The sequence below is a fragment of the Myroides guanonis genome, assembly GCF_900114085.1.
Classification (GTDB): domain Bacteria; phylum Bacteroidota; class Bacteroidia; order Flavobacteriales; family Flavobacteriaceae; genus Flavobacterium; species Flavobacterium guanonis.
On the sequence record NZ_FORU01000012.1, the window covers coordinates 1 to 26,837 of the forward strand.

A 26,837-nucleotide genomic window follows, 5' to 3' on the forward strand; every position below is an offset into this window, starting at 1 on the left:
GAGCGGAAGACGAGGCTCGAACTCGCGACAACCAGCTTGGAAGGCTGGAGCTCTACCAACTGAGCTACTTCCGCAATTATTGGTATTCTGGGTGCAAATATAAAGCTATTTTCTATTTATTCACAAATTTTATAAGCAAAAAAAATAATGAATTTTTAACCACCTCGAATTCTCGACACAACATCCTTTTTAAAGAAATATAAAAACATTATGTACTAACCCTTTAAAGAAAAACAAACAAAGTTTTTCCAATCTTCCATTTCGTATAAAATTACTTACACTTCGTATAAATTCTTAATATCAATCCCACCCACTTATCTATATTCGCCAATTATTATAAAAGTAAAGGAAAATGAAAGTCAAGTACGACGTAACAAAAACAAGAAAATTAATCCACAATGATTTCATCCACTTAAAACCAATATTCAAATGACCAGTTTATAACAATTCACGTCTAATATTATAAACACCAATAAAAAGCACTTTTTTTAATAAAACTTTAAGTTCTTTTAGTTTTGCTCTAACCGAACTAAACTTATATTTGCAGGAAATTTCAATACAAATGGAGTACGAACAAGACATAATCGATTTTTTTCAAGATTATTGTGCACATCACGAAGCGCTCTATCATTACTCACCATTAACTTCAAAACTTTATACATTTTTGTTGTTTTCAGGCATGGGAGATGGCGTGACTTTCGATGAAATAGTCGAGAAATTAAACGCTAGTAAGAGTTCCATATCAACCAGCTTAAACGTTCTTTTAAACAACAATCAAATTGAACAATTCAATAAGATTGATGAACGAAAACGTTATTTCAGAATAAATCCTAAGTACTTAACCAATCGATTATTTACAATCAAGAAATCTATCGAAAAAGAATTAGACTTAACTTGCAGATTGTTAGAATTTAATCAAAATAACAAGTTAAATGTATTTAAATGCGAATCCAGAATTAACGTATACATAGAACACTTAGAGAAATCTTCAGAAGAGCTTTCCCAAACCATAGAAAAATTAAAAAACTCAAATTAATCTTTATGAAACATTTTTTCAATACCGTTTTTATTGCTTCAATAGCACTTGTAGCTGTTTCTTGCGGTAAGAATCAAGAACCACAAGCTCGACCAGCAATCCCTTACGATGCTGTAGAAGTTCCCGTTAAAACAGTAACAGGCCAACGTAGCTTTCAGGCTACCATTGAAGGAAGAATTAACAATGGTGTTCGCGCTAAAATTTCAGGTTACATTCAAGAACTGTATGTAGATGAAGGGCAACATGTAACTAAAGGGCAACCTTTGTTTCGTTTAGAGACTAACATATTGAATCAATCAGCTAATGCTGCTAAATCTGGTATTGTAGCCGCAGAATCAAGTGTAAATGTAGCACAAGTTGAAGTAGATAAATTAATCCCATTAGTTGAGAAAAACATTGTAAGTAAAGTACAATTGGAAACAGCAAAAGCTAATTTAAGCAGAGCTAAAAGTCAACTAGCAGCAGCTAGAGCAGACTACCAAAGTGTAGAAGCAAACATAGATTACTCTATCATCAAAAGTCCTATTTCAGGAGTTGTTGGAGCAATTCCTTTTAGAACAGGAAGTTTAGTAGGTCCAAATGACCCTACTCCACTTACAGTTGTGTCTGATGACAGTGAAGTATATGCTTATTTTTCTATGACAGAAAAAGAGTATTTTGATTTCCTTACAACTATGGAAGGGAAGACAACTAAAGATAAAATAAACAACCTACCGGAAGTTACGTTGACTTTAGCTAATAAGACAACCTACTCTGAAAAAGGTAAAATCCAAACTGTTACAGGACAAGTAGACCCTAATACTGGAACTATTCAATTTAGAGCTGTTTTCAAAAATCCAAATGGATTGCTTAGCAATGGAAATAGCGGAGTAATTAATATTCCTACCGTATACGAAAACGTAGTGGTAGTACCTGAGATTGCTACATTTGAGCAACAAGGAATTTTCTACGTATATAAAGTTGAAAATGATTCAGCTGTTTCAACAATTGTTAACATTAGTGCAAGAGTAGACAGAATGGCAATTGTAGAGTCTGGTCTTAAAAAAGGAGATAAAATTATCACTTCAGGTTTAGGAACACTTAGAAATGGTGCACCAGTTACTATCAATCCAGTTGCTTTTGACTCTATTATTAACATCAAAGTAAACTTCTAAAAGATGCTTAAAACATTTATTGAAAGACCCGTACTATCTACGGTTGTTTCTATTATCATAGTGATACTCGGAGTCCTTGGTTTAACCGTACTCCCAGTAACCCAATACCCAGATATTGCACCTCCAACGGTACAAATCATGGCAAATTATCCTGGAGCAAATGCTGAAACAGTTCTTCAAAGTGTTATTATTCCAATTGAAGAACAAGTGAATGGTGTGGAAGGAATGGACTACATTACTTCAACAGCAAGTAACGATGGTTCTGCTTCTATACAAGTAATTTTTAAGCAAGGAATTAATCCAGATATCGCTGCGGTAAACGTACAAAACCGTGTATCTCGTGCAACTCCTTTGTTACCAGCTGAGGTAACTCGTTCTGGAGTAACAACTCAAAAGCAAGAAACAAGTGCATTAATGTTCGTTTCTTTCTATTCAACAAATCCTAATTACGACGCTACCTACGTTCAAAACTACATGAATATCAATGTAGTTCCAGAACTAAAAAGGGTAAGTGGTGTTGGGGATGCTTCTGTATTTGGAGCTCGTAACTACGCTATGCGTGTTTGGTTAAATCCAAGCAAAATGGCAAGTTATGGATTAGTACCAGCTGATATCACAACTGCTTTAAATGAGCAAAGTTTAGAAGCTGCTGCTGGTCAGTTAGGAGAAAACAGTGGTCAAGCTTTTCAATACGTAATTAAATATAGTGGAAAGTATAAAACTGAAGAACAATATCAAAATATCGTAATCAAATCGTTGGAAAACGGTAAAGTTCTTCGTTTAAAAGACGTTGCGGATATTGAATTAGGCGCACAAACTTATGCAGGTTCTTCTGAATTATCAGGTAATCCTGCTGTAGCAATGGCAGTTTATCAAACACCCGGATCCAATGCACAAGACATTATTAGAGACCTTAAAACAACACTTGAAGGATTAGGTAAAAACTTACCTGATGGAATGCATTATGCTATTAACTTTGATACTAACGAATTCTTAGATGCCTCAATTAGTAAAGTGGTTACCACTTTAATTGAAGCTTTCATTTTGGTGTTCTTAGTGGTTTATATATTCCTACAAGATTTTAGATCGACACTTATTCCATTGATTGCGGTTCCAGTATCCATTATTGGTACGTTTTTCTTCTTGAGTTTATTTGGATTCTCACTGAACTTACTAACATTGTTTGCACTTACACTCGCCATTGGTATTGTAGTGGATGACGCCATCGTCGTCGTCGAGGCGGTACATGCTAAGATGGAAGAAACAGGTCAGGAAGCCACTGAAGCAACTATTGGCGCAATGAGCGAGATTACAGGAGCTATTATCTCCATTACCTTGGTAATGGCAGCAGTATTTATCCCTGTTACCTTCATTTCTGGTCCAACAGGAGTTTTTTACAAACAGTTTGGTATCACACTTATCGTAGCTATCATTATTTCTGCGATAAACGCACTAACATTGAGCCCTGCTTTATGTGCACTATTCTTAAGACAACATTCTACAGCAGATGGTCATACTCAAAAAGAGAACATAGTAAAACGTTTTTACCGTGCTTTCAATACCGCTTTTGAAGCTTTAACCGCTCGATATGCTCGTAGTTTTAAATTCTTATTTAAGCACAAATGGGTAACTTTTGTTATTCTTTTAGGTTGTTTAGGAATCACTTATTACGCTAATAAAACTATGCCTGCAGGTTTCGTTCCAAACGAAGACCGTGGATTTATCATGGGGAACATTGAATTAGCTTCAGGTGCATCAGAAGACCGTGTATTTGCTTTAGAAAGACAATTTGAGAAAGCAGCTTCAAAAATTCCAGGAGTAGAAAGTGTTACTGTAATTTCAGGACGTAGTTTAATTTCAGGAGCAGGTTCTAACTACGGTATGGCTTTAATTAAAATGAAACCATTCAAAGAAAGAACAACTCCAGATGTAGCTACAGACGCAGTAATTGGAAAATTATTTGGTCTAGCAGCAATGCAATTTCAAGACGCAAAAATGATTTTCTTCCAACCGCCGAGTATTCCAGGATATGGAATGTCTTCAGGTTTTGAAATGAAATTGTTAGATAAATCAGGAGGAAGTTTAGAAGATTTTGACAAAACAGCTAAAGCTTATATGACGGAATTAATGAAACGTCCTGAGATATTATATGCTCAAACATCATTCAACACAAACTTTGCTCAATATGAGATTGAATTAAACATTCCAAGAGCGAAAGAATTAGGTGTTTCAGTTAGTAATATTTTCTCATCTCTACAAGGTTATATTGGAGGTATTTACGCAGCAGACTTTACTCGTTTTGGTAAACAATACCGAGTAATGATACAAGCATTACCAGAAAGCCGTACAGACGTAAATAGTTTAAACGAATTATTTGTACGTACAACTTCTGGAGAAATGACCCCAATAACTCAGTTTGTAAGCTTAAAGAAAGTATATGGCCCACAGTCTATCAACCGTTATAACTTGTTTACTTCAGCAAATATTTCTGGAGCACCAAAACCAGGTTTTAGTTCGGGTGACGCTATCCGTGCCGTACAAGAAGTAACAGCGAGCACGTTATCAAACAATTACGGTGTTGACTTTACTGGTTTATCTAGAGAAGAGATAAACGCAGGTTCTCAAACATTAGTTATTTTCATGTTGTGTATCATCTTTGTATATTTTATTCTATCAGCTCAATATGAAAGTTATATTTTACCACTTGCTGTAATTCTATCATTACCTGCAGGTATTATGGGAGCTTTTATATCACAAAAGCTAGCTGGATTAGAAAACAACATCTATTTCCAGATTGCCTTAGTCATGCTAATGGGGCTTCTTGCCAAGAATGCGATTTTAATTGTTGAATTCGCAGTTCAAAGACGTCGTCATGGAGAATCAATCGTAGAATCGGCTATTAATGGTGCGAAAGCACGTTTACGCCCCATCTTAATGACTTCATTCGCTTTCATATTAGGTTTAATGCCATTGGCTTTTGCTTCTGGTGTAGGATCAGTAGGTAACCGTTCTATTGCAACAGGAGCTGCCTTCGGTCTTTTGATTGGTACTGTAATTGGAGTATTTGTTATTCCTGTATTGTATGTGATTTTCCAAAAATTACAAGAAAAAGTGAAACCAATGAAATTTGAAGAACTTAAAAACTAAATTCATGAAAAAAAGATTTTTATATACTGCTCTTCCTATAGCAATCGTTTCACTATCGATGCAATCATGCTTCGTAGCTAAGAACTATGATCGTCCGGAAGTGATAGACGAACCGATGTACAGAACAGAAACAACATCACAAGACACTCTTTCTATGGCTAATTTGCCATGGAAAGAATTGTTTAACGATCCTATTCTCGTACAACATATAGAAAAAGCCTTGGAACAAAATTTAGACATTCGCATTGCAATGGAAAATATTGCAGCTGCTGAAGCCTATATGAAACAAGGAAAAATGGGATACGCTCCCACTCTGAATATTGGTGGTGATTACACACATTCAGTAAACTCTAAAAATTCTTCTACAGCAGCAATGTTTGGAGGAGAACGCAATAGAATTGACCAATATCAGGCAACTGCTAATCTTTCTTGGGAGTTAGATGTTTGGGGTAAAATTAGAAGTAACAAGCGCGCTTTTGCAGCTAGTTATTTACAAACGCTTTCCGCTCATCAAGCAGTTAAAACACAACTAATTTCGACTGTATCTTCAACTTATTTTCAACTTTTATCATTAGACGAACAAAAGAGAATAACCGAAGAAACTATTGAGAACAGAAAAAGTAGTCTTGAAACGATCACTGCTTTGAAAGATGCAGGACAGGTTACTGAAGTTGCTGTTAAACAAACCGAAGCTCAATTATTAAACGCTCAATCTCTACTAGTTGATATTAAAAACAACATCAAACTTACAGAGAACGTATTAAGCATCATTTTAGCAGAAAACCCGAACTCTATTCAAAGATCAAGTTTAGCTACACAGAAATTGAATACAGATTTAAACATTGGACTACCAATTCAACTATTAAGTAACCGTCCAGACGTTCGTGCAGCTGAATATGGTTTAATAAATGCATTCGAATTAACAAATGTTTCTCGAAGTAATTTCTATCCATCAATTAAACTAACAGCTAATGGAGGTTTTCAAAGTATAGAATTTGATCAATTGTTCAATGCTAATTCTTTATTTGCTAATATAGTTGGTTCTTTAACTCAACCATTAATCAATGGAAGACAAATCAGAACACAGCATGAAGTAAGCAAAGCAAACCAAGAAAAGGCATATTTAAACTACAAGAAAGCAGTATTAACTGCAAGTAAAGAAGTTTCAGACGCACTATACACCTATCAAAGCCTTTCTGAAAAGCAAGCTTTAAAACAAAAGGAATACCAAGCGTATGCTTTAGCTACTGAATATTCAGAAGAACTTCAAATCAACGGTATGGCAAACTACCTAGAAGTTTTAACAGCTAGAGAAAATGCATTGGCAGCACAACTTAGTTTAATAAATACAGAACTAGGTCAACTAAATGCATTAGTTCAGCTTTATAAAGCAGTTGGTGGAGGAGTTAATTAATAGTCATTAGATTACATATTATTTTAAAGAGTGACTGCTAAGCAGTCACTCTTTTTTTATCTTTGATTTAAAATGCGTATTCCCAATCTTTTCAATTCTCTTTTTCCAAATCAAATTTGGAGCCTACCACAATCACAAAAAACAGTATACCTAACCTTCGATGATGGTCCAATCCCCGATGTTACCACATGGGTACTAGACCTATTGAAAGAAAAAAAAATCAAAGCAAGTTTTTTCTCTATAGGAGACAACATACGAAAACACCCTGAAATATTCTCTCGAATTATAAAAGAAGGTCACACAGTAGGTAACCATACTTTTAACCATATAAACGGATGGAAAAACACTTCAGATATCTATACTCAAAACATATTAAAATGTAATGAGGAAATTGAAAAGCACATTAAACTAGAAAGAAAATTATTTAGACCACCGTATGGCAGAATAACACCTAAACAGATAAAAATATTAAAACAAAAAGGATACGAAATAATAATGTGGGAATTATTAAGTCATGACTACAGTAATCACTTGTCAGCACAAGAATGCTATAACAATGCAACTAAGAAGGTTCGCCCAGGTAGTATTATTGTATTTCATGATAGTATCAAAGCACAAAAAAACCTTAGAGATTCATTGCCAAAAACAATAGATACACTTTTAAAAGAAGGCTACATTTTCAGTACTTTATAAGATATTACAAAAACATATTACTGCTTATTATTCAAAGTGATCTTCAACAAACGCATAATTATAAAGTCTTAGCTACTCCAATTAAAGAATTAGCATCCATAACTCCAGTTTGTCTCCATATCATAGCTCCATTCTTATACAGCATTAAAGTCGGGACTTGTTTTACACGAAGAGCCTCCATTAACTCTTGATTTTTTTCTACATCAATCTTTACCACACGTAATTCATCCCCCATAGCAGCAGCTACATCATGAATCACAGGATTCATAGAAATAGATCCTTCATTCCAAGTTGCGAAAAAACATATCAACACTGGAACATCTGCCTTTATTAAATCTCCAAACTTAGCCATCTACAACTTTATTTAATTTTACTAATCTTAAAAGTACATAACAAAAATATTAATTTTTACAAACATACAACACTATTAAGACGAAAATCACAAGTATTACAGCTTTATAATACGGTTTTCACAGCCACAGCTTACGCAATCCAGTAATTAACCTAAGCTCATTTTCTCCACAATAACATTCCAGATAAAATTTATCCTTTTAAAATTCCGCAAATTCACAGTAATGTATTAAACAACTATCAAAAAGTTAGGTCTAATCAATATGACAAAACATAAAAAACTGAAACCATAGATTAAACCTTTTTACGAAGTTCAAGAACTGTAATTTCAGGCCAAATACCAACCCTACCAGGATAAGCATGATAACCAAAACCTCTATTCACATATAGAAACTTAGACTTCTTATCATACAAACCAGCCCATTGTTTATAAACATATTGAATAGGACTCCATTTTAAAAAACCAGGAATTTCGATTCCGAACTGAGAACCATGAGTATGTCCAGATAGTGTTAATTGTATCTTTTTAGGATGGTCTAACACCTCTGCCTCCCAATGTGAAGGATCATGAGTAAGCAGTACTTTAAAATCAGATTCTTCTACATCTTGAATAGACTTATTCAAATCACCCACTTTCTTAAACTTAACCCCCCAATTTTCTACCCCAGCTATCGCAATACGTTCACCCTCTTTTTCTAACCAAACACTTTCATTCAAAAGCAATTTAAAATCCATTGCAGGATGCAAATCCTTAATAGCTTTAAAATTAGCCTCCTTATCTTCTTCCGAACTCCATTGTACATATTCACCATAATCATGATTTCCCAATATTGAGTACTTACCATACTCATGTGGTCGAATTCCCTTAAAAACAGAAATCCAAGGTTCCATTTCAGAAGCCAAACTATTAACTAGGTCACCAGTAAATACAATTACATCAGAGTCTTGTTCGTTGATTAAATCAATAGCATACTGCACTTTCTCTTCATTATCAAAGCTCCCTGAATGAATATCCGATATCTGAGTAATCTTAAAACCATCGAAAGCATCGGGTAAATCGTCAAAAAAAACAGTTTGCTTATGAACCTGAAACTTATAACGTCCGCGTGTAATACCGTGCATAATAGAAAGAAAAGGCAAAGCAGCAATCCCTAAAGCCATTTGAGAAACGAACTTTCTTCTTTCAGGCATAAAACTATCCGAAACGTTCGTATCTGAAATAAAATAATTCGCAGTCCCCATAAAAAGACGCCCTGCATCCTCTACCAATAAAATTAAAGTAATAAGAAGTTTCGGTAAATAAAATAGCATAATAAGTCCCATAGCTAGCATTGACTGTTTATTCTGTCCCAAAGTTCTGTCGAACTGTAAAAAACCATAAACTACATACAATATAACCGCGACTGAGATTACAATATACCCTGCAAGCAACCAGGGGTTTTTAGAAAGCTGTCTCAAAGCTTGATAAGAATAAAACTCTACCAATATGAAAACCAACAAAAGAATTGTCCAACGCATAACATAAATCACTTAAACAAACAAAAATAGAGCTATTGGAGGGACTTCAATCTTTCTTTAACAAAATTTAATACAGCACCCTTAAGATTAACGTTTTAGATATAAAAACTAGATTCTATCCAAATTGTTTATCTTTGAAAATCCATTTTGAACATAATAAAACAGACTTATGGCCGAACAAAAACGTTTATTTCTCCTTGATGCTTATGCTCTAATTTTTAGAGGTTATTATGCATTCATTAAAAACCCAAGAATTAATTCAAAAGGTTTAGACACATCTGCTGTATTAGGATTTATGAATTCACTTTTAGATGTAATAAAAAGAGAAAATCCCGACCATCTAGCAGTAGCTTTCGATAAAGGTGGTAGTGATTTGAGAAATGAACTCTTTCCAACCTATAAGGCAAATAGAGATGAGACTCCAGAAGCTATTAAAGTAGCCATTCCTTACATCAAACAGCTCTTAGAAGCTATGCATATTCCTATCATCGAAGTAGCTGGATTTGAAGCCGACGATTTGATAGGTACTCTTTCAAAACAAGCTGAAAAAGAAGGGTTTCAAGTATTCATGGTTACTCCTGATAAAGATTTCGCTCAATTGGTCTCCGAAAACATCTTCATGTACAAACCAGCTCGTATGGGGAACGGTATAGAAATATGGGGAGTACCTGAAGTAAAAGAAAAATTTGAAGTAGAACACCCAGACCAAGTAATAGACTTTCTTGGGATGATGGGGGATGCGGTTGACAATATTCCGGGAATACCAGGTGTAGGGGAAAAAACCGCAAAGAAGTTCATCAATCAATACGGTTCAATGGAAAACCTTTTTGCACACTCACATGAGCTAAAGGGCAAAATGAAAGAAAACGTTGAAAGCAACGTTGAACTAGGTCTTCTGTCAAAAAGATTAGCGACTATACTTTTAGACTGCCCAGTAACCTTCTGCTCTAAAAATTTTGAATTAGAAAAGCCAGATGTTGAAAAATCAGATGCGCTATTCGTAGAATTAGAATTCAGACGAATGAAAGAGCAGTTCGACAAGATATTTTCAGACAATCAAAAAGAAGAACCTACACCTACCAAAAAACCTACTGTCACAGAAGAAAATCAGTTTTCTCTCTTTGAAACCCCATTAGGTTCAGATGTAGACACCGGAAACACATCTAACTCCTACTATTCAAACCTTCAAAACACCAAACATCTCTATCAATTAGTTGATGGAAATCTTGGAATAAAATTACTAATAAGCAATCTTCGAAATCAAAAGAGTATCTGCTTTGATACCGAAACCACAGATCTAAATCCTCTCCACGCTACTCTAGTTGGTATTGCATTTTCTTATGAAAAAGGAGAAGCTTTTTACGTTCCCTTTCCAGAAAATCAAGAAGAAGCGCAGGCACTTATCAACCAATTCAAAGACATTTTTGAATCAGAAGAAATAGAGAAAATAGGTCAGAATTTAAAATATGACATTAAAGTACTGAAACAATATCAAATCGAAGTCAAAGGACCTTTATTTGACACTATGATAGCGCATTATCTAATAAATCCAGATATGCGTCACAACATGGATGTTTTAGCAGAGACTTATTTGAAATACACCCCTCAACCTATTGAGGATTTGATAGGTAAAAAAGGAAAGAATCAAATTACCATGCGTGAGGTAGAACCTCAATTAGTAAAAGAATACGCAGGAGAAGACACAGACATTACTCTACAACTCAAATATGTATTCGAACCAGAACTGGATAAAACAGCCACACGAAAACTCTTTGACGAAATAGAAATTCCTTTAGTTTCTGTTTTAGCTTCTATGGAAAGCGAAGGAATACGAGTGGACGTAGATTTCTTAAATCAACTTTCCCACAAACTAACCGAAGACATTAAAAACCTTGAGGAAGGAATCTATGAAGAAGCAGGTGAACAATTCAATTTAGCATCGCCGAAACAACTAGGAGATATACTTTTTGATAAATTAAAAATAGGAGGAACAAAACCTAAAAAAACAAAAACTGGACAATACGCAACAGGAGAAGAAGTATTGAGTTATCTTTCAGAAGAACATCAAATAGTTCGAAACATTTTGGAATGGCGTCAATTAGTAAAGCTACAAAACACCTATGTTGAAGCTTTACCAAAACAAATCGACCCCAAAACGAAACGAATCCATACCGAGTATATGCAAGCAGTTGCCGCAACAGGTCGCCTGAGCTCCAACAACCCCAACCTGCAAAACATACCGATTAGAACAGAAAGAGGCAGGCAAGTTCGAAAAGCATTTATAGCCAAAGACGAAAATTACGTATTGATGGCTGCCGATTATTCTCAAATAGAGTTGCGCATTATAGCCGCTTTAAGCCAAGAACCTAACATGATAGGAGCCTTTCAGCGCGGAGAAGATATTCACCGTTCTACAGCCTCTAAAGTATTTAACGTGCCACTAGAAGAGGTTACTAAAGAACAACGAAGCCATGCTAAAACGGTAAATTTCGGAATTATTTACGGAGTCTCTGCTTTTGGATTAAGCAATCAAACAAATTTGAGTCGAGCAGAAAGCAAAGAACTCATTGATGCATATTATCAAACCTATCCTAAACTAAAAGATTATATTCAAGAACAAATTAATTTAGCAGGAGACAAAGGATATGTACAAACAGTTTCAGGAAGAAGACGTTATTTAAAAGATATCCATTCTCAAAACGCAATGGTTAGAGGTGGAGCAGAACGAAATGCCATCAACGCACCTATTCAAGGAAGTGCTGCCGACATCATCAAAATTGCAATGATTCGCATTCACAAAAGACTGACTGAAGAAAACTGGCAATCTAAAATGCTACTTCAAGTACACGATGAGTTGGTTTTCGATGCTCACAAAGACGAGCTCGAAAACTTAAAGACCATGGTGAAACACGAAATGGAAAATGCTTTTATTCTAGATGTCCCCCTAACGGTAGATCTAGGAGTTGGAGACAATTGGCTGGAAGCACATTAATTAAACCGTTTTTCTACTATAAAATCAAAGAAGAGGCTATCTAAACACAGATAGCCTCTTTTTTTTATACTCATCTTGAATTCTATTTTATTGATATTCAAGATGAAGATAAAAAGGAAACCTTCTAACACAAAGACTTAAAACCTTCAAGGTATAATAATAAATAAAAAAACAAATCCACACTTGAATAACTTCGAGGTGCATCTATATTCCATCTATAGTGCATCTATACTCCATCTATAGATTAGGGGGTTTTTATAGATAAAGTATAGATGCATTACAGATAAAGTACAAATACAAACAATAGAAGTCACACACAAAATAACTCCATTAAAGAACTAAGGAGCATAAGCCTATACGAGATAAAAGAATATAATCAAAATGGTCGAAGGATTAAGATAATGCAGAATGAGATAAAAAAAGGAAAGCCTATCTATTTATAGATAGGCTTTCCTTTTTTTATACTTTAATACGCTATAAAAATAGTACACCTAAAATACCCAAAAAACAAATTCCAACGTAGGTAATACCTTTCTTAAAGCCAACTTCTTTTCTGAGAATATACATCACCCAAAGAATAGGCATCGCTGCTAAACACAAAAGCAAAGGCAACCATGTCAATTCATAAAGAGCTCCAATTAAGGCATATTCATAAATCCCACCATCGATAGACACTGCTACTATCTTATATAACCCTATTAGTAAAACTATCACCAAAGTAGCACTGGGCAAATATTTTTTAAAATCCTTCATAGTCTTGTTTATAAGTATTAATCAAATATAGACAAAAACTCCAAACAGTGACACATTAAAATTCTTCTCTTAATTTAAATAACATCTTAATAACTACAAATTTTTATCGCAGTCAACTATGAAAAAAACCAACAAAACACTACTACTCGCCTTAATTCCGGTAAACATTCTTTGGGGAGTCCATTTTCACAATCAATCGTTATTTGAAGCTTTAATTTTTAGTTTGGTATTTTCAGTATCTATAGGTAGCCTATTTAATCTTTGAACATCAAAATAGGAAAACCGAATAACAAACAACAACCTATTGTGAAATCAGATTACATTGCCAAACTAAAACCTACTTCAACATTACACTCGTAGGAGGATTAAAATCAGTCATTAAAAAACACCTAGACAACTATAACACAGTATATTATGAAAAAATATTTTACTTAACTTCAGATAAGCCTCGTATCATCTACTGATTCCATTAGAAAATAGGCAGCTTTATGAGCCCGACCTATAAGATTTAATAACTCAATCTCAAATCCTTCAAAAAAATCCATCTTAGCAAATATCAAAAAGAAACTAATGAGTTATCAAAAAACTAAATCGACATTCAATCACCTAAACATCAATAAGTTTAAAAAAACTCACAGACTTTTTGTATAGTAAATAATTAATTGTACTTTTGCACTCCCTTTATTGGGAATGGAATGTTTAATTAAATAATAATTTATTGTGGAAAGTTTAAGCTACAAGACAGTATCAGCTAACAAAGCAACAGTTCAAAAAGAATGGTTGGTTGTAGACGCTGAAGGCCAAAATTTGGGTCGTCTTGCTTCTAAAGTGGCAACACTATTAAGAGGTAAACACAAAACAAATTACACGCCGCACGTAGACTGTGGAGACAACGTAATCGTTATCAACTCAGAAAAAATCAACCTTACAGGTAACAAATTGGAGGATAAAACATATATCCGCCACACAGGTTATCCAGGAGGACAAAGAGAATTAACTGCTAAAGTAATGCAACAAAAAAACCCTGCATTATTAATTGAAAAAGCAGTAAAAGGGATGTTGCCTAAAAACAAATTAGGAGCACAATTATTCCGCAACCTAAATGTAAATGTAGGTGCTGAGCACAAACACGCAGCTCAACAACCTAAAACCGTTAATTTAAACGAAGTTAAGTAATGGGAGTTATTCACAAAATCGGTAGAAGAAAAACCGCTGTTGCTCGTGTTTATGTTTCAGAAGGAACAGGAAACATCACAGTAAACAAAAAAGAATTCAAAACTTACTTCCCTACAGGTACTTTACAATACAAAGTTTTACAACCACTTTCATTAACTGAAAACGTTGATAACTATGATATTAAAGTAAATGTATACGGAGGAGGTTCAACTGGTCAAGCAGAAGCTGTACGTATGGCTATTGCTAGAGCAATGTGTGAAATTGACGTAGAATACAGAGGTATTCTTAAACCAGAAGGCTTATTGACTCGTGACCCTAGAATGGTTGAGCGTAAGAAATTTGGTCAGAAGAAAGCTCGTAAGAGATTCCAATTCTCTAAACGTTAATTTTTATATTTTATTAAAAAACCTGAGTTTTTGTTGCTCGCTTGCTGAGGCAAGAAGTAGTTTAGCATCTAAATGGTTAGGACCGAGACAATCGCTACTTAATTATTGCTAATACAACAGAACGTAAACTATTAGAAAATGGCAAACAAAGTAGAAGTTAAAGAATTACTAGAAGCAGGTGTTCATTTCGGACACATGACTAGAAAATGGGACCCAAACATGGCTCCTTACATCTATATGGAGCGTAATGGTATTCACATTATCAATCTATATAAAACAGCAGCGAAAATTGAAGAAGCTAATGAAGCTTTGAAAAAAATCGTTGCATCTGGTAGAAAGATCCTTTTCGTAGCTACCAAAAAACAAGCTAAAGACATCGTAGCTGAAAAAGCAGCTGCGGCAAATATGCCTTACATCACTGAAAGATGGCCAGGTGGTATGTTGACTAACTTCGTTACTATTCGTAAAGCTGTTAAAAAAATGGCTTCTATCGACAGAATGAAAAAAGACGGTACATTTTTGACTCTTTCTAAGAAAGAGCGTTTACAAGTTGACCGTTTACGTGCGAAATTAGAGAAGAACTTAGGTTCTATTGCTGACATGACTCGTCTACCAGCAGCTCTATTCGTTGTAGATATTAAAGCAGAACACATCGCGATTAAAGAAGCTCAGAAATTAAACATTCCAATTTTCGCTATGGTAGATACCAACTCGGATCCACGCCAAGTTGACTATGTTATCCCAGCAAATGATGATGCTTCTAAATCAATTGATAAAATTTTATCTTTAGTAACAAGCGCTATTATCGAAGGACATTCTGAAAGAAAGTCTGAAAAAGATGAAGCAGCTCCTGCTACACCAGCTGCTCCAGCTGCACAAACAGAAGTGAAAGCTACTGAAGAATAATAATTTAACAATACCATAAAGTCGTTATTCTGATGGATGTTTACTTTTGTTTACACTATCGATAACGACTTTTTTTATTAACTTTTAAAAACTTTTAAAATGGCAAATATTACTGCTGCAGATGTAAATAAACTAAGACAGCTTACTGGAGCTGGAATGATGGACTGCAAAAAAGCTTTAGTTGAAGCTGAGGGAGATTTCGATTCAGCAATTGACTACCTACGTAAAAAAGGACAAAAAGTTGCTGCTAATCGTTCTGACAGAGAATCTTCTGAAGGAGCTGCTGTTGCTGCTATTAACGCTGATAAAACTAGAGGAGTTGTTATTTCTTTAAACTGTGAAACTGACTTCGTTGGTAAAAATGAAGGTTTTATTACTTTAGCTAATGAACTTGCTCAAATCGCTTTAAACTTTGACAACAAAGAAGATTTCTTAGCTGCTAAATATAATGACACTATGACTGTTGCTGATAAATGTATCGAGCAAACAGGTGTAATCGGTGAGAAAATTGAAATTGGTTCTTTCGAAGTTCTTGAAGGTGCTTTCATTGGTTCATACATTCACGGTAACAAAATTGCTGCTATCGTTGCATTATCTGCTCCTATTGAAAAAGCTGAAGAATTAGGAAAAGACATCTCTATGCAAATTGCATCAATGGGTGCTGATACTCTTTCTTACAAAGATTTTTCTCCAGAATTCGTTGCTAACGAAACTGAAGCTCGTATTGCTGTTATAGCAAAAGATAACGAAGAATTAGCTCGTTTAGGTAAACCACTTAAAAACGTACCTCAATATATCTCTTACTCTCAGTTAACCGAAGAAGCTTTGAAACAAGCTGAAGAAGACGCGAAAGCTGAATTGAGAGCTGAAGGAAAACCAGAAGCTATTTGGGACAGAATTCTTCCTGGAAAAATTCAACGTTTCATTAGCGACAACACTTCTTTAGACCAAGAAAAAGCTTTGTTAGATCAAAACTTTATCAAAGACGAATCTAAAAAAGTGGCTGACCACGTAAAATCTTTCGGTGTTGAAATCACTGGATTCAAAAGAGCTACTTTAGGTTAATCCCTAAGAGTCTTTACATATATTTAAGAGCCTTTTCAAATTGAAAAGGCTCTTTTTTTATATCCTAAAGAAACGAACTGCTTATTGTTAGAATCCTTTTTGTACTTTTGACTGTTAATCAATTAACAATGATGAAAGTATTAAAAAACAGTCTTCTCTTACAAATCATACTAGCCATAGTGCTAGGCACAATACTAGGCACATTACTTCCTCAAAGTATCGGTCGTATATTCGCTACATTCAATGACATTTTCAGTTCTTTTCTTGGATTTGCAATACCTCTAATAATTTTAGGACTAATTGTTCCTGCTATATCCAACCTTGGAAAAGAAGCAGGGAAATTATTAATTATTACAGCTGCAATCGCCTATGGATCAACCTTGTTTTCAGGTTTTATGACATACGGGGTTAGTATACAACTATTCCCCAAACTACTTTCTGGACAAAAAATAGAAGCAATAGGAGAAAACGCAAACAACCTCCTACCCTATTTCAACATTGCCATTCCTCCTATTTTAGACGTAATGAGCTCACTAGTAATTGCTTTCGTATTAGGAGTAGGTATAGCCAAAACACAATCAAAAACACTTGAAAAAGTTTTTTTAGATTTTGAAAAAATAATCCTACTCATTATCAACAAAGCTATTATTCCTTTCCTTCCTCTTTTTATTTTCGGAATTTTCCTAAACATGACCTATAGCGGACAAGTCTTTTTAGTACTCAATACTTTTGTAAAAATTATAGGGGTTATATTTGTTCTACATATATTCTTATTGGTTCTCCAATACGCAATTGCTGGTGCAATTGCTAACCGTAACCCTTTTAGCATGATGAAAACTATGTTTCCAGCATATGCTACTGCATTGGGAACACAATCATCAGCCGCAACTATTCCTATAACACTTAAACAAACCTTAAAAAATAAAGTAAGCCCGAAAATAGCAGGCTTTGTAATTCCTCTTTGTGCAACTATTCACCTAGCAGGAAGTACACTTAAAATTGTTGCCTGTGTCATTGCACTCATGCTAATCCAAGGACAACCAATAGATTTCTTACAAATGACTGGATTCATCTGTATGTTGGGTATTGCAATGGTAGCTGCTCCAGGTGTACCAGGTGGAGCCATTATGGCTGCAATAGGAATTATTGGAAGCATGCTCGGTTTTGACGCTGCAAACCAAAGTTTAATGATTGCCCTTTATATAGCCATGGACAGTTTTGGAACTGCTTGTAATGTGATGGGTGATGGAGCTATTGCAGTTATCGTAGATAAAATAGCCTCGAAAAAAGAAATAATTCAACAAGAAAATACCTGAAAAAGGTTATTCTTAAGAATTAAAAACAAATTCAAACACCTCAAAACAAATAACTTACACATAAATTTAAAATTTATTAATATTTTATTTGGATTTATAAATAATTATTACGGACATTTGTACCAACAAAAAGAAACGATGAATACAATTTATATAACAATGATGCAGGCTATGATGATGATGTGGAAATCTCCGCAGGGCTTGTTGTATGTATAAATGAAAACATATATTTAAAACAACTAAAAGCCCCTGCAATTGCAAGGGCTTTTTTTTTACAATACACTTAAAAAATAACTAGAATGACACTTTTGACAAACACAATGATGATGGTAATGATGATGAGCATGATGATGCTCCCACCTCCTCGTTGCCAGAAGTCAAAAAGTTAGTCGCACACAAGCAAAAACTTTAAAGTCCTTTCGGTAACACTGAAAGGACTTTTTTTATACCTAAAATCTAAAAATTAACAACCAAATAACAAACTAAAATCATGAGTACATTAAAATTTTCAACACAAGCATTACATTCAGGACACGACGTAACTACTACACAAGGAACTAGAGCAGTACCAATTTATCACTCTTCTTCATACGTTTTCGAAAATGCCGACCATGCAGCTGGAGCATTTAACCTATCAATACCAGCATATATCTATACTCGTTTAAACAATCCAACAAACGACGTATTAGAAAAAAGACTAGCAGCACTAGAAGGTGGTATTGGAGCGGTAGTTACCTCATCTGGGGCCGCAGCAATATCTACAACATTGTTAACATTATTAAAAGCAGGTGACCACATCGTATCATCTAGCAGTCTATACGGAGGAACTTATAATCTATTAAACGTAACACTTCCACGATATGACATCAATACCACTTTTGTTGATCCAGCAAACGTGGAAAATTTCAGAAAAAATATACAACAAAACACCAAAGCAATTTTTGTTGAAAGTTTAGGTAATCCAAAACTAGATATTATTAACCTAAAAGCAGTTTCCGCAATTGCTAAAGAATTTCACATTCCACTTATTGTAGATAATACGGTTGCATCCCCCTATTTACTAAGACCAATAGAACACGGAGCAAATATCGTAATTCACTCACTTACAAAATACATTTCTGGAAATGGAACATCATTAGGAGGTGCCATAATAGATGCAGGTACATTTGATTGGAGCTCTGGTAGATTTCCTGAATTTACAGAACCAGCTGCGGGCTACCACGGACTGGTTTATCATGAAGCATTAGGTAGTGCAGCTTTTATAGCCAAAATAAGAATCGAAGGTCTGCGCGATTTAGGAGCTGCCTTAAGCCCATTTAACGCTTTTCAAATTCTACAAGGACTGGAAACACTTCCTATACGAATCAAAAAGCACAGTGAGAATGCACTAGAACTAGCTAGCTGGTTAGAGAAACAAGAAGCTGTAGCATGGGTAAATTATCCAGGATTAAAGTCTAGCCCATATTATCAATTAGCACAAGAATATCTACCAGAGGGACAAAGTGGTGTGGTTACTTTCGGACTTAAAAAAGGTTTTGAAGCTGCGAAAAAAATAGCAAATGAAACGAAACTATTCTCTTTAGTAGCCAATATAGGAGATACCAAATCATTGATAATACACCCTGCTTCGACTACTCACCAACAATTAACTGTAGAAGAACAAAAAGCAACAGGTGTTAGCCCTGACCTAATTCGCCTATCCGTAGGTATAGAGAACATTGAAGATTTAAAACAAGATTTACAACAAATTTTTATTCAACTATAATCCCATAAACCGTGAGTCAATTACAAGTACTTCCTACCATCTCTTTTCAACTCCAAAATGGAGTTGATCAACAACTCAATGTGACCTATCAACTATTCGGGCAAGCTTTACATCAAGCTCCCATTGTATTAGTAAATCACGCCTTAACTGGCAATAGTCAAGTAGCAAGAGAAGAGGGATGGTGGAGTAACTTGATCGGTGAAACCAAAGTAATTGATTTAAATAGATTCACAGTAATAGCCTTTAATATTCCAGGTAATGGTTTTGATAAAGAAGACAAAAATCTCATTCATAACTATAAAGAGTATACCACAAAAGACATTGCGACAATCTATTGGAAAAGCTTAGAACAAATTGGTATAAATGAATTGTTTGCCTTGATTGGAGGAAGTTTAGGAGGTGCTATTGCTTGGGAAATGGCACTTTTAGAACCAAAAAAGATAAAACACCTCATTCCCATAGCAACCAACATCAAAGCGTCGGATTGGCTAATAGGCAATGCTCACATTCAAGAATCGATTTTAAATCAGCAAGAACAACCCTTGGAAAAAGCACGTATGCACGCTATGCTGCTATACAGAACCCCAGAGTCTATTCAAGAAAAATTTAAAGGAACTTATAATGAAAATAAAAATTGTTATGCCGTTGAAGACTGGCTAAACTACCACGGAGACAGCCTCCAAAAGCGGTTTACCTTGGCATCCTATAAAATGATGAATCATCTACTCAGAACCATTGGTCAAGAACTCACGTCTGAAGATTTAGAGCAATTTGCTAAAACCACCTCTGTTACTATTCATTGCATTTATGTGGATTCTGATTATATGTTCACTTCAAGAGAACAAATAAACACTGTTCAATCGATTGCCAATCATAAAAAAGACATTCACTTATACAGCATTCAATCTATACATGGACACGATGCCTTTTTAATTGAATACGAACAACTAAATACCTTATTACAACCCATTTTCAAGAAAGCCTAACACTATGAAAGTATTAAAATTTGGAGGAAAATCTCTAGCATCTGAACACACATTTAAGAACGTAATTCAAATCATTGAAAACAAAAGCAAAGAAAGTGAGATAGTGGTTGTAGTATCTGCTATTGGTGACACCACAGACATTTTGGAAAACATTGCAGAATTAGCAAAAAACAACCAAGACTATCAAAGCACTTTTAATGAATTCAAAGAAAGAGTATACCACAAAGACATTAATTTAGAAGCAGAGTTTCAATTACTTTCAAAACTGTTTGAAGGTGTTTCATTAATTGAGGATTGTACACCCAAAATAAAAGACCTCATCTTATCACAAGGAGAAATCATTTCAAGCAGAGTTTTAGCAAAACAACTTAATGCTGCACAATTAAGATCTGTTTCTATTGACAGTAGAGACTTTATCATTACAGATGATTCTTTTGGTAATGCTATAGTAGATGAGTCTCTTTCAAAATCAAAAACACAAAACTATTTCAACGAGTTACCTTTAAAAATAATACCGATAGTAACTGGTTTTATTGGAGCTACACAAAAAGGAGAAACCACCACTTTGGGAAGAAACGGAAGTAACTATACAGCAGCACTATTATCCAACTTTCTAAAGGCAGAAGAACTTCAAAACTACACGCATGTAGATGGAATATTTACCGCAAACCCAGATTGGGTAAAGAACGCTCAAAAAATAGAAGAACTTCATTTTGAAGAAGCCAATGAATTAGCCAATTTCGGAGCTTCTATTTTACATGCTAAAACCATTATACCGCTTTTAGAAAACAGTACTCCCCTGCGTATTTTAAATACTTTAAACCCAAAAAATGCAGGAACATTAATCTCTGCTAAAGCAACGGATAACGGAATAAAGTCTTTGTCTTTACAGTCAGATGTATCCCTAATTCAATTTGAAGGTCGAGGCCTCTTAGGTATTGTTGGAGTCGATGCACGTGTATTCACTTCTTTAGCAAATGAAGGCATAAGCATAGGTGTTATTTCACAAGGTTCATCAGAACGAGGACTTGGTTTTACTGTTAAGCAATCAGAAGCAGATAAAGCAATAAAAGCACTTCAAAAAGAATTTGAAAAAGACCTCTATACCAAAGATGTGAGTGGAATTTCATTAATTGACGATATAGCTGTACTATCTATCATCGGACAAGACTTAAGCACTTTTGACAAGCCCTATGCCGCTTTAGTAAAAAACAAGATTATACCTATACTATTCAACAATACCGTAACGGGTAAAAACGTAAGTATACTAGTTCGAAAACACGAAGCTAAAAAAGCATTAAACGTTATTCATGGACAAATATTTGGAGTCGCTAAAAACATCAACCTTGCACTATTTGGCCATGGATTAGTAGGAGGAACTTTAATAGACCAAATACTAGCAACGGCATCTTCTATTGAGAAAAAGAAAAACATTCGTTTAAACATTTTTGCAATAGGAAACTCTAAAAAAGTACTCTTAAATGAAAATGGAATTGGAAAAAACTGGAGAGAAGACATTAAGGCAAATAGCGAAAACTATCAAATTCAAGATGTGATTCGATTTGCTAATGAAAATCATTTAGAAAACTTGATTGCTATAGACAATACAGCTTCAAGTTCTTTTGTAGACAACTATATTTCACTTGTACAAAGTGGTTTCGACTTGATTTCCTCCAACAAAATAGGTAATACTATCTCTTATTCATTCTATAAAGAGCTACGTGAAACCCTAAAAAGAAATCACAAAGAATATCTATACGAAACCAATGTAGGAGCAGGTCTGCCATTAATAGACACAATAAAACTGTTGCATTTATCAGGAGAAAACATCACTAAAATAAAAGGAGTTTTTTCTGGAAGCTTAAGCTATATTTTCAACAACTTTTCCATTCAAGATCGTCCCTTTAGCACCGTTTTACAAGAAGCTATCGAAAAAGGATATACAGAACCTGACCCTAGAGAAGACCTATCAGGGAATGATGTTGGAAGAAAACTATTAATACTTGCCCGTGAGTTGGACTTGAAAAATGAATTTCAAGAAATCAAAATACAAAATCTAATCCCAGAAGAACTGCAAGCCATAGACACTCCTGCATTTTTAAAAGGTTTAGATAAACTAGATAGCTATTTTGAAAAGCAGAAACAAGACCTAGTACCAGGGACTGTACTTAGATATGTAGGTGAATTAAATGGTGATTTACAAGAAGAAAAAGGCTTTTTAGAGACCAAGTTAATAGCTGTTCCAATAAATTCAGCATTAGGTCAATTAAAAGGATCTGATAGTCTATTTGAGATTTACACAGAAAGCTATGGAGACAATCCAATCATCATACAAGGAGCAGGTGCAGGTGCAGCCGTTACAGCTAGAGGAGTTTTTGGAGATATTTTGCGATTAGCAGACAAATAATCCCTTACTCCTATTAAAAAACAAAACACAGATTTAAAAATAAAAACAACTATGTCAATCATTAAAGTAAAATCGAACATACAACTCCTACTTCAAGAAAAAACACTAGTACTAGATGGGGCTATGGGAACTATGCTACAAGCCTATCAATTTACAGAAGAAGACTTTAGAGGAGAACGATTTGCAGATTTTGACTTTCCCCTAAAGGGAAACAACGATGTGCTATCTATTACACAGCCAAAAGCTGTACAAGAAGTCCATCGAAAATATTTAATAGCTGGAGCAGATATTATATCCACCAACACCTTCTCAAGTACAACAATCGCAATGGCTGACTACCACTTGGAAGATTTGGTCTATGACCTTAACTTTCAATCGGCAAAAATAGCACGAGAAGTCGCAGATGAAATAGAACTAACCACTCCTAATAAGCCTAGATTTGTTGCAGGAGCGATTGGTCCTACTAATAAAACAGCAAGCTTATCACCAGATGTAAATAACCCAGGTTACCGAGCTATTACCTTTGAGGAATTGCGTTGTGCTTATAAACAACAAGCAGAAGCTCTTTTAGATGGAGGTGCTGATTTACTTCTCGTAGAAACTATTTTTGACACCTTAAATGCCAAAGCTGCTTTATTTGCTATCGATGAAATTCAAGTTGAAAGGAATATTTCAATTCCTATCATGGTTTCGGGAACTATTACAGACGCCTCTGGACGTACGCTTTCTGGACAAACAGTCGAAGCTTTTTTGATTTCTATATCTCATATTCCTCTTTTGAGTATTGGTTTTAACTGTGCTTTAGGAGCACAACAATTAGAACCTTACATCAAACAACTTTCTCAATACACAAGTGTTCATGTATCTGCACATCCTAATGCAGGTTTGCCAAATGCCTTCGGAGCATATGACCAAACACCCGAAGAAATGAGAACTTTAATAAACCAATATCTTGCTGAAAACTTAGTACAAATAATTGGAGGATGTTGTGGTACAACACCAGAACATATTCGTCAAATTGCGGAAGCAGTACAAGAAAACAATACCAACAGAACACCTAAAGAAAAACCTAAGAATCAACATGTATTTAGCCTTTCTGGACTAGAACCTTTATATGTAACAGAACATTCCAACTTTATAAATGTAGGTGAAAGAACCAACGTAACTGGGTCTCGAAAGTTTCTACGCCTTATTAAAGAAGAACGATTTGATGAAGCTTTAAATATAGCTCGAGAACAAGTAGAAGGAGGAGCGCAGATCATTGACATCAACATGGATGAGGGCCTTTTAGATGGAGTTCATTGCATGACAGTCTTTTTAAACCTAATAGCATCAGAGCCTGATATTTCTAGAGTACCTATCATGATAGATAGTTCTAAATGGGAAATCATAGAAGCAGGACTTCGTGTAATACAGGGAAAAGGAGTAGTAAACTCCATTAGTTTAAAAGAAGGGGAAGCTTTATTCATTGAACATGCAAAATTAATTCGCCGTTATGGAGCAGCTGTTGTGGTAATGGCCTTTGATGAAAACGGACAAGCAGACTCTTACGAGCGAAGAATAGAAATCTGTCAGCGATCTTACGATATTCTAGTAGACCAGGTTGGCTTTCCTCCTCAAGACATCATCTTCGATCCTAATATCTTTCCAGTAGCAACTGGTATGGAAGAACACAACAACAATGCTTTAGACTTCTTCAGGGCTACTAAATGGATTAAAGAAAATCTACCTTATGCTAATATAAGTGGAGGTGTAAGTAATGTCTCATTTTCTTTTAGAGGGAATCATACAGTTAGAGAAGCTATGCACGCTGCTTTTTTGTACCATGCCATACAGCACGGATTAACCATGGGAATTGTAAACCCAGAGATGTTAGAAATCTACGACGAAGTAGAGCCTCAACTATTAGAACATGTTGAAGATGTATTATTAAACAGAAAACCTGATGCAACTGAGCGCTTACTGACTTTTGCTGAAAATATTGTAGACCCTTCTAATGGCGCAATCAAAGAAGCAAAAGTGGAAGAATGGAGAAGTTTCAACATACAGGAACGTCTTACTCATTCTTTAGTTAAGGGAATAGAAAGTCACATAGAACAAGATGTAGAGGAAGCACGCCTAAGTGTTGCAGAACCAATCGAAGTAATAGAAGGACATCTAATGAATGGTATGAACGTAGTTGGAGATCTATTTGGTTCGGGAAAAATGTTTCTACCCCAAGTAGTGAAATCTGCAAGGGTCATGAAAAAAGCCGTTGCCTATCTATTACCTCATATAGAAGAAAGTAAAAGAAGAAATAACAATACCTCATCAAGTTCTGCAGGCAAAATATTAATGGCCACTGTTCGCGGAGATGTTCATGATATAGGCAAAAACATAGTAGGAGTTGTTTTGGCTTGTAACAACTATGAAATTGTAGACTTAGGCGTAATGGTCTCTCCAGAAAAGATAATTGAAACAGCTATAAAAGAGCAAGTAGATGTTATTGGCTTAAGTGGTTTAATAACTCCGTCATTAGATGAGATGGTACATCTAGCGAAAGAAATGGAGAAAAAACAGTTCAACATCCCTTTGATGATTGGAGGAGCGACTACTTCAAGAGTACATACCGCAGTAAAAATCGCACCTGAATATAACAACTGTGTAGTACATGTTCACGACGCATCAAGGTCAGTAACAACGGTGAGTCAGTTATTAAACAAAGACACCAAGGGAGACTTTCAACTTAACTTACAAGAAGAATACAAGGATTTAAGAACCGCCTATTTAGAAAGAGCTAGAGAAAAGCAATATATCAGTTTAGAACAAGCACGTACTAATAAGTTTAAAATTGATTGGGAACAACAAACTATTAAAACACCTAATTTCATTGGGACTAAGATAGTTGAAGTAGAACTCTCTGAACTGATACCATTTTTAGACTGGACCCCTTTCTTTCGTTCGTGGCAATTATTTGGAAAATTTCCAAAAATACTAAAAGACGAAGTAGTAGGAGAAACCGCTACTCAACTTTATGAAGAAGCACAAAAGATGTTGCAAACCATTATTGACGAACAATGGTTTGAAGCAAAAGGCGTACTAGGTATTTTTCCAGCCAATCAAATAAATGAAGATGATATAGAAGTGTATAACAAAGAAGGTGTGGCACTAGACAAACTACTAACTCTTAGACAACAATCATTAAAAAACGTAAAAGCTCCCAATATAGCACTAGCCGATTTTATAGCACCAAAGACGACAGAAAAGCAAGATTATATCGGTTTATTTAGTGTTACAGCAGGTTTTGGAGTAGAAGAAAAAGCAAAAATATTCGAAGAAGAGTTAGATGATTTCAATGCCATCATGGTAAAAGCATTGGCAGACCGTTTGGCAGAAGCATTTGCAGAATACTTACACCATAAAGTACGTACAGAAATCTGGGGATATGCTTCTGATGAAACCCTTAGTAATGAGGACTTAATCAAAGAAGGTTATCAAGGAATTAGACCTGCACCGGGATATCCCGCTTGTCCAGACCATTTAGAAAAGGGCACTATTTGGAAGTTATTAGACGTAGAAAAAAACATTGGAGTAACACTTACAGAAAGTTATGCGATGTTTCCAACTGCCTCCGTTTCTGGTTACTATTTCGCAAATCCAAACAGTAAATACTTCGGATTGGGGAAAATAGAAAAAGACCAGCTAACAAGTTATGCCAAACGAAGAAATATAAGCCTTGAAGAAGCACAGCGTTGGTTGGGTCCAAACTTAGCTTATAACACAAACAACTAAA

18 protein-coding genes and 1 tRNA gene are annotated in these 26,837 nt (G+C 35.0%); 15 read left to right on the forward strand and 4 right to left on the reverse strand.

The window, feature by feature from the left end:
• Position 1: 1 nt before the first annotated feature.
• Positions 2–74 (reverse strand) — tRNA-Gly (locus BM024_RS10095).
• A 488-nt stretch (positions 75–562) separates the two neighbouring features.
• Between BM024_RS10095 and BM024_RS10100 the strand changes: the two genes are divergently transcribed.
• The 5 genes from BM024_RS10100 to BM024_RS10120 all read left to right on the forward strand — a co-directional run bounded on the left by BM024_RS10100 (position 563) and on the right by BM024_RS10120 (position 7,444).
• On the forward strand, positions 563–1,036 hold the full coding sequence (locus BM024_RS10100; RefSeq protein ID WP_090679847.1) for a GbsR/MarR family transcriptional regulator: 474 nt from the start codon (positions 563–565) through the stop codon (positions 1,034–1,036).
• A 5-nt stretch (positions 1,037–1,041) separates the two neighbouring features.
• Positions 1,042–2,190 carry an efflux RND transporter periplasmic adaptor subunit gene (locus BM024_RS10105; protein WP_090679849.1) on the forward strand — a complete coding sequence of 383 codons (1,149 nt, stop codon included), beginning with the start codon at positions 1,042–1,044 and terminating at the stop codon, positions 2,188–2,190.
• Positions 2,191–2,193: 3 nt separating this feature from the next.
• Complete coding sequence (locus BM024_RS10110; RefSeq protein ID WP_090679851.1) at positions 2,194–5,337, forward strand: efflux RND transporter permease subunit; 3,144 nt, start codon at positions 2,194–2,196, stop codon at positions 5,335–5,337.
• Between the two features lie 4 nt (positions 5,338–5,341).
• Complete coding sequence (locus tag BM024_RS10115) at positions 5,342–6,751, forward strand: efflux transporter outer membrane subunit (RefSeq protein WP_090679853.1); 1,410 nt, start codon at positions 5,342–5,344, stop codon at positions 6,749–6,751.
• 72 nt (positions 6,752–6,823) lie between these two features.
• Positions 6,824–7,444 carry a polysaccharide deacetylase family protein gene (locus BM024_RS10120; protein WP_090679855.1) on the forward strand — a complete coding sequence of 207 codons (621 nt, stop codon included), beginning with the start codon at positions 6,824–6,826 and terminating at the stop codon, positions 7,442–7,444.
• A gap of 58 nt (positions 7,445–7,502) precedes the next feature.
• Here BM024_RS10120 and BM024_RS10125 read toward each other — a convergent pair whose 3' ends face one another.
• Positions 7,503–7,796 (reverse strand): thioredoxin family protein, encoded by a 294-nt coding sequence (locus tag BM024_RS10125; protein ID WP_090679857.1) that lies wholly within the window; start codon positions 7,794–7,796, stop codon positions 7,503–7,505.
• A gap of 293 nt (positions 7,797–8,089) precedes the next feature.
• Positions 8,090–9,313, reverse strand: coding sequence for a metallophosphoesterase (locus BM024_RS10130; protein WP_090679859.1), 1,224 nt, complete (start codon positions 9,311–9,313; stop codon positions 8,090–8,092).
• Positions 9,314–9,482: 169 nt separating this feature from the next.
• Between BM024_RS10130 and polA the strand changes: the two genes are divergently transcribed.
• A complete protein-coding gene (gene polA, locus BM024_RS10135; protein ID WP_090679861.1) occupies positions 9,483–12,305 on the forward strand; it encodes a DNA polymerase I in 2,823 nt (940 codons plus the stop codon).
• A 474-nt stretch (positions 12,306–12,779) separates the two neighbouring features.
• Here the strand turns inward: polA and BM024_RS10140 are convergent, their stop codons facing one another.
• Positions 12,780–13,058: a hypothetical protein gene (locus BM024_RS10140; RefSeq protein ID WP_090679863.1), complete on the reverse strand. Its 279-nt coding sequence runs from the start codon at positions 13,056–13,058 to the stop codon at positions 12,780–12,782.
• Between the two features lie 720 nt (positions 13,059–13,778).
• On the opposite strand from BM024_RS10140, the gene rplM reads away from it, so the two are divergent.
• The 9 genes from rplM (at position 13,779) to metH (ending at position 26,836) form a co-directional block, all read left to right on the forward strand.
• Positions 13,779–14,234: a 50S ribosomal protein L13 gene (rplM, locus tag BM024_RS10145; RefSeq protein WP_090679865.1), complete on the forward strand. Its 456-nt coding sequence runs from the start codon at positions 13,779–13,781 to the stop codon at positions 14,232–14,234.
• On the forward strand, positions 14,234–14,620 hold the full coding sequence (gene rpsI, locus BM024_RS10150; RefSeq protein ID WP_090679866.1) for a 30S ribosomal protein S9: 387 nt from the start codon (positions 14,234–14,236) through the stop codon (positions 14,618–14,620). The genes rplM and rpsI overlap by 1 nt, the downstream gene beginning before the upstream one ends.
• Positions 14,621–14,758: 138 nt before the next feature.
• Positions 14,759–15,526, forward strand: a complete 768-nt coding sequence (rpsB, locus tag BM024_RS10155) for a 30S ribosomal protein S2 (protein ID WP_090679868.1) — start codon at positions 14,759–14,761, stop codon at positions 15,524–15,526.
• Positions 15,527–15,625: 99 nt separating this feature from the next.
• The gene (tsf, locus tag BM024_RS10160; RefSeq protein ID WP_090679870.1) at positions 15,626–16,591 is read left to right on the forward strand and encodes a translation elongation factor Ts; all 966 of its coding nucleotides are present in this window, start codon (positions 15,626–15,628) and stop codon (positions 16,589–16,591) included.
• Between the two features lie 131 nt (positions 16,592–16,722).
• Entirely contained in the window at positions 16,723–17,907 is a 1,185-nt protein-coding gene (locus BM024_RS10165) for a dicarboxylate/amino acid:cation symporter (RefSeq protein WP_090680026.1), read from the forward strand.
• Positions 17,908–18,397: 490 nt separating this feature from the next.
• A complete protein-coding gene (locus BM024_RS10170) occupies positions 18,398–19,672 on the forward strand; it encodes an O-acetylhomoserine aminocarboxypropyltransferase/cysteine synthase family protein (RefSeq protein WP_090679871.1) in 1,275 nt (424 codons plus the stop codon).
• Between the two features lie 11 nt (positions 19,673–19,683).
• Positions 19,684–20,658: an alpha/beta fold hydrolase gene (locus BM024_RS10175; RefSeq protein ID WP_090679873.1), complete on the forward strand. Its 975-nt coding sequence runs from the start codon at positions 19,684–19,686 to the stop codon at positions 20,656–20,658.
• A 4-nt stretch (positions 20,659–20,662) separates the two neighbouring features.
• Positions 20,663–23,065, forward strand: coding sequence for a bifunctional aspartate kinase/homoserine dehydrogenase I (gene thrA / locus BM024_RS10180; protein ID WP_090679875.1), 2,403 nt, complete (start codon positions 20,663–20,665; stop codon positions 23,063–23,065).
• A 51-nt stretch (positions 23,066–23,116) separates the two neighbouring features.
• On the forward strand, positions 23,117–26,836 hold the full coding sequence (metH, locus tag BM024_RS10185) for a methionine synthase (protein ID WP_090679876.1): 3,720 nt from the start codon (positions 23,117–23,119) through the stop codon (positions 26,834–26,836).
• Position 26,837: the final 1 nt, after the last annotated feature.

Bases quoted from the DNA above. Each gene is read 5' to 3' on its own strand.
- BM024_RS10100 (WP_090679847.1), top strand. From the start codon at position 563: ATGGAGTACGAACAAGACATAATCGATTTTTTTCAAGATTATTGTGCA.
- BM024_RS10105 (WP_090679849.1), top strand. From the start codon at position 1,042: ATGAAACATTTTTTCAATACCGTTTTTATTGCTTCAATAGCACTTGTA.
- BM024_RS10110 (WP_090679851.1), top strand. From the start codon at position 2,194: ATGCTTAAAACATTTATTGAAAGACCCGTACTATCTACGGTTGTTTCT.
- BM024_RS10115 (WP_090679853.1), top strand. From the start codon at position 5,342: ATGAAAAAAAGATTTTTATATACTGCTCTTCCTATAGCAATCGTTTCA.
- BM024_RS10120 (WP_090679855.1), top strand. From the start codon at position 6,824: ATGCGTATTCCCAATCTTTTCAATTCTCTTTTTCCAAATCAAATTTGG.
- BM024_RS10125 (WP_090679857.1), bottom strand. From the start codon at position 7,796: ATGGCTAAGTTTGGAGATTTAATAAAGGCAGATGTTCCAGTGTTGATA.
- BM024_RS10130 (WP_090679859.1), bottom strand. From the start codon at position 9,313: ATGCGTTGGACAATTCTTTTGTTGGTTTTCATATTGGTAGAGTTTTAT.
- polA (WP_090679861.1), top strand. From the start codon at position 9,483: ATGGCCGAACAAAAACGTTTATTTCTCCTTGATGCTTATGCTCTAATT.
- BM024_RS10140 (WP_090679863.1), bottom strand. From the start codon at position 13,058: ATGAAGGATTTTAAAAAATATTTGCCCAGTGCTACTTTGGTGATAGTT.
- rpsI (WP_090679866.1), top strand. From the start codon at position 14,234: ATGGGAGTTATTCACAAAATCGGTAGAAGAAAAACCGCTGTTGCTCGT.
- rpsB (WP_090679868.1), top strand. From the start codon at position 14,759: ATGGCAAACAAAGTAGAAGTTAAAGAATTACTAGAAGCAGGTGTTCAT.
- tsf (WP_090679870.1), top strand. From the start codon at position 15,626: ATGGCAAATATTACTGCTGCAGATGTAAATAAACTAAGACAGCTTACT.
- BM024_RS10165 (WP_090680026.1), top strand. From the start codon at position 16,723: ATGAAAGTATTAAAAAACAGTCTTCTCTTACAAATCATACTAGCCATA.
- BM024_RS10170 (WP_090679871.1), top strand. From the start codon at position 18,398: ATGAGTACATTAAAATTTTCAACACAAGCATTACATTCAGGACACGAC.
- thrA (WP_090679875.1), top strand. From the start codon at position 20,663: ATGAAAGTATTAAAATTTGGAGGAAAATCTCTAGCATCTGAACACACA.
- metH (WP_090679876.1), top strand. From the start codon at position 23,117: ATGTCAATCATTAAAGTAAAATCGAACATACAACTCCTACTTCAAGAA.